Below are 4,205 nucleotides of genomic sequence, written 5' to 3'. Positions count from 1 at the left end.
GGTGGCGGCGTGGCCGGGGCTGGGCTGATCGCAGGGGTCGGGAGCGCTGCCGGGCAGCACCCGCTGGTGGCCCCGTGGATTTGTCCATGAGAAGTTTTCCTCCCAGGTTGTCCGCGTCCCTGCGTGCAAGGGAAAGGGTTTGCGTGCCGGTCAGGGCAGGCAACGCCCGGGGCGGCACCTAAGCCGAGGTGAAGGGAACTCTCGTCCTCTGGCGCCTATCGCATCTCCCTGAAGGCTTTTCTTCCTTAGAAGGATGCGGAGGTGCAGTTGTGGGACCTCGCCGCAAGGGACGGCAATAGGATCATGGCGGGCGCATGGTTGCTCGGCTTCGTCAGCGCGATCAAGTAGAACACCCGAGACCGCCAGGGGCTGGCACATCCAATTCGCTCACATGGGAAAATGGGCGAGAAAATCGAAGGAATACCCTCGAGTGCTGCAAAGAGAAATGCTATGGTCGATCACGGATATCCCGCGATATTCACGGGGATCTGTTTATTGGGTCAAGAAAGGGAGGGATGTGAATGGCGCAACACGTAATCATTGCAAAGATCGACGACATTGACGGCGCACCGGCCGGTAAGACTGTGCTCTTTGGATTGGATGGCCGCTGCTACGAAATCGACCTCAGCGAGGCGAACGAAGACGCGCTGCGCAGTATCTACGCGCTCTACATCGCCAAGGCACGCAAGGTCGGGACACGGCGCGGTAGGCGCTCCAGCACGGGCGGGCGACGCGGGGCCCTGGGCCGCGAGCGCGCAGCCGACATGCGGGCCTGGGCCCAGCGGCACGGCATCAAGGTCAGCCAGCGCGGCCGGATCCCTGCCCAAGTCGTCGACGCCTACGAGGCTGGCGACCCCGCCATGGCCCGCACCCGATAACCGTCAACATGCGGCACCGCCCGCTGGCCTATGCCGCGCACCTTCAGGCACCGCATCGGCCCCACCCCGGGCGGGGGTGGGGCCGATGCGGTGCTGGCGGCGTCTCATGCTCGATCATTGACTTCTTCGCATCCGCAGGTCGCGCGGCGGTGGCTGTTAGCCCGTGCTGCTGGTGTCCGGCGGTTGGTCGAGGATTTCGAACTCGTCCTGGTCGGAGAGCAGGCCCAGGCGGCTGCCGTCGTCCCACTTGACTCGGAGGATGCCTTGGCTGTCGACGCCGGTGATGGTGCCCAGGGCGCCGGGCTGCAGACGGGTGTGGGAGTCGGAGATGAACAGAAGCCGGATCCGGCGGCCGCGCCGCGTTGCCGAGTCGGCCTCTGATTTTCCACCGCTCGTGTCACCGGGGTCGTGGGGCATCGAAGCCTCCTGCCAGTGATCGTCGTCAGGGTCCGGGGGCGGAATGCGAATGATGCCGAGGAAGAGCTGGGCCAGGCGCCCGGCTGGGACGTCGTTGCGGTGCCGCGCCCAAAACCCCGCGCAGACCGCGGGGCCGAAGCTGGGGTGCGGCCCGTAGGGCAAGGTGGCGTGGCAAGTCAGCAGCGCCCCGGCGCGAAGGTTGGCCTCGATTACCTGACGGGTGCGCGTGTCGCCCAGGTGCATCGGGTCACCGGTGCGGAAGATGCAGCTGGCGCAGCGGCGCTCCAAGACGCGAACCTTGCCGGTGTCGCGATCCAGCACGTGGACGGAATCTGCTCCGTTGGCGTTCATGGTCGTGGGGTCCTCAGCTGCCGCCCGCGGGCGCCGGTCGTTCTCGCCGAGGTATCGCGGAGTCGTTGGGCAGGTGGGTGGCGGCGGCGCGCAGCACGCGTGCCTGTATCGCGGTGGGGTGCCGGGCGAGGACCTCCAGCACGGTGTCGATCAGTGGGTCGTCGGGGTCACGTGGTGGGAGCGCGAGGGTGCAGGCGATCTGGTAGCGGGTTTGGCGCAGTACCCAGGAGGGGGTGTCACCTTCGGGTAGTTGCCAGGCTCGGCATTCGCCGAAGGCGCCTGCCTCCAGCACCTTGGATGTGATGGGGATGTCGTCTGCGGCGAGGTCGGTGGCCTGCGTGAGCAGGGTGTACACCGCAGCCCACGCCTGCCGGTCGACCTTGCCCGCAGGAGAAGCTTCTGTCATTTCCTACTCCGTTCCGTGAATTCGTGAAGCGTTCCCTGGCCACAATGCGGGCCGGGACGCGGGCGGGGGATGCGGCCCCGGCGCGCAGCATCATTTGGCTCTAGCGGCAAGGGCAAGCGGACGATCGAAGCAACGGGCGGGCGGTCGATTCGTCCGGCAGGTGCGAGGCTGTCGGAGGGCCGAACGCCTTCCGTCTCGGAGAGGCCGACCGCTGCCCTCACGTGATCCATGGCTGGGGCCTCGTCGGTGAATGCCGCGCCGCCGACGGCGTTCCCCCCAGGTACCTGAAGGCTTTCGAATGGACTCTGGTTCAGCGTGTCTGGTGTGCGGTGGGGCGGGTGAAGCCGACTGGGTTGCGGCCGTGGTAGGAGGCGGTGTTGATGGGGCCGCAGGTGGTGCAGCGTGCTTCGATCATGCGTTCGGCGCCGATGACGAGGCCGACGTGTCCGGGGTTGGCTGCGGTGCCCTCGGTGCCGGCGAAGAAGACCAGGTCGCCTGGTTGTTCGGTGCCTTGGGGGATGTGGCGGCCGAGGTGGTACTGGGTTTGGGAGGTGCGGGGGATGGTGATTCCGGCGGCCTGGTAGGCGCGCATGGTCAGGCCGGAGCAGTCGAAGGTGTCGGGTCCTTCGGCTCCGTAGACGTAGGGCTTGCCGATTTGGGCTCTGGCGTAGGCGATGACCTTGGCGACGACGTCGCCGGGGAGGGTGCCGTAGGCGGCCACGTCGCCTGGGCAGGAGTCGGCGGCACCGGTGTCGGCGACGTGCTGGGGGTTTCCGGTCGCGTAGTGGGTGGCTTGGTCGAGGACTTTGCGGACGTAGCCGGTTGAGTGGTTGTAGGCGAAGACTGCCTTGGCGAGGTCGTGCGGAGCGCCGTGCGCGAGGAGGTAGCGGGCGGCGCCGGGGATGGCGTCGGCGGGATCGTGGACGTTGGCCCAGCCGTCGTCGTTGCCGTCGGTTCCGACGCCGCCGGTGTTGCGGGTGGCGGGGTGGCGGGGTGCTCCGCCCCAGTTGTTGGTGGCCGCACCTCCGATGCCGATCTGCATGGGGCCCGCGGTGCCCGCGTGGTTGGCACCAGAGGGGACTCCGGGGCCAGGGTCGCGGCCGTGGTCGGACTCGACCTTCCCGATGGCGGCCAGCAGGTTCCAGGGCACCCAGTACTGTCTGCCGGCGGTTTGGTAGAGCCGCAGGTAGGTGGCGGGGATGTCGCTCTTGGCGCTGGGGGCCGCGTCCGGCTGGGCGGCCACCTGTGTACCGCAGCCGTTGGTGTCGTCACCGGCGGTGAGGACGGCGGTGCCGAACAGCAGGGGGATGGCCAGCAGCCCGGCGGTGGCGATGGCGGCCGCTGCGGGGGCCTGGACGGCGCCCCGGTCGGTTCTGCACTTGCTTCTCCCGTGCTCGACCGTCCAGCGCCGTACCCGCACGGAGGAGGGCCGGCCAGCGGCAGAGCCGGGACGGCCGATCATGGGGCCTCGTCGGTCGGCTCACTGTCGGGGAGGTCGCCGTGGTCGCCGGTGGCGGCCAGATCGAATGCGTAGACGCGCCAGTTCTGGTCGTGGTGGATGACGGTGATGGCGTAGTGGGAGGTGTCCTGCCAGGCCGAGTGAGGTGTGGTGATGTGTTCGGTGCCGGTGGCCAGGACGGTGATCGAGGTCGGGCCGAGCGCTCTGAGCGCGTCGACGCGTGCTTGTCCGGTGGAGGTTTGTTGCTGCCGGTACCGCTGGACGGCGGTGGGGATGTTGGCGGCGGCGCGTTCGAGTTCGGGCCGCAGTTGCGCACTCATCAAAGGTGTGAGGCGGGCGAGGTACTGGGGGGTGGACTCGGTGTAGCGCCAGGTGCCGTACAGGGCGGTGAAGCGGCGCGCCACCTCTGCTGCGGCGGCGATCTGTTCTTCGGCTAAGGGAAGCAGGCCCGCGATGTCGTGGGCGGTCACCGGCCGCGCCGCAGGCGTGGCACCAGGCGAAGGGGTGGCGTCCGAGGACGGCGTGGAATGTGCGGTGGGGCGGTCGGGTCGGGTGGTGTTGCGGGTGGTGGACCAGAGCGCGGCGGTGAGCAGGACCAGGCCGATGAGGAGGAGGGCGAGGGTGGGTTTGCCGGTCATGGGGTGCCTCCGGTCTGGGTGGTCAGGTCGATGAGGCGCCGCGGTGTGTCCTGTCC

At 68.5% G+C, this 4,205-nt stretch carries 5 protein-coding genes; 1 reads left to right on the top strand and 4 read right to left on the bottom strand.

Annotated features, from left to right (window positions below; genetic code table 11):
* The first annotated feature begins 521 nt into the window (after window positions 1–521).
* Window positions 522–878, top strand: a complete 357-nt coding sequence (locus E1293_RS45075; RefSeq protein WP_132205997.1) for a histone-like nucleoid-structuring protein Lsr2 — start codon at window positions 522–524, stop codon at window positions 876–878.
* A gap of 156 nt (window positions 879–1,034) precedes the next feature.
* Here the strand turns inward: E1293_RS45075 and E1293_RS49065 are convergent, their stop codons facing one another.
* From E1293_RS49065 to E1293_RS45055, 4 genes are all read right to left on the bottom strand, one after another.
* A complete protein-coding gene (locus E1293_RS49065) occupies window positions 1,035–1,646 on the bottom strand; it encodes a DUF4314 domain-containing protein (RefSeq protein WP_207939504.1) in 612 nt (203 codons plus the stop codon).
* Window positions 1,647–1,659: 13 nt separating this feature from the next.
* On the bottom strand, window positions 1,660–2,052 hold the full coding sequence (locus E1293_RS45065) for a hypothetical protein (protein ID WP_132205995.1): 393 nt from the start codon (window positions 2,050–2,052) through the stop codon (window positions 1,660–1,662).
* Between the two features lie 310 nt (window positions 2,053–2,362).
* Window positions 2,363–3,472: a C40 family peptidase gene (locus E1293_RS49060; RefSeq protein ID WP_132205993.1), complete on the bottom strand. Its 1,110-nt coding sequence runs from the start codon at window positions 3,470–3,472 to the stop codon at window positions 2,363–2,365.
* Between the two features lie 38 nt (window positions 3,473–3,510).
* Entirely contained in the window at window positions 3,511–4,149 is a 639-nt protein-coding gene (locus tag E1293_RS45055) for a hypothetical protein (RefSeq protein ID WP_132205991.1), read from the bottom strand.
* Window positions 4,150–4,205: the final 56 nt, after the last annotated feature.

The organism is Actinomadura darangshiensis (assembly GCF_004349235.1).
Lineage (GTDB): Bacteria > Actinomycetota > Actinomycetes > Streptosporangiales > Streptosporangiaceae > Spirillospora > Spirillospora darangshiensis.
This window is presented reverse-complemented; position numbering and strand designations above follow the sequence as displayed.

Bases quoted from the DNA above. Each gene is read 5' to 3' on its own strand.
- E1293_RS45075 (WP_132205997.1), top strand. From the start codon at position 522: ATGGCGCAACACGTAATCATTGCAAAGATCGACGACATTGACGGCGCA.
- E1293_RS49065 (WP_207939504.1), bottom strand. From the start codon at position 1,646: ATGAACGCCAACGGAGCAGATTCCGTCCACGTGCTGGATCGCGACACC.
- E1293_RS45065 (WP_132205995.1), bottom strand. From the start codon at position 2,052: ATGACAGAAGCTTCTCCTGCGGGCAAGGTCGACCGGCAGGCGTGGGCT.
- E1293_RS45055 (WP_132205991.1), bottom strand. From the start codon at position 4,149: ATGACCGGCAAACCCACCCTCGCCCTCCTCCTCATCGGCCTGGTCCTG.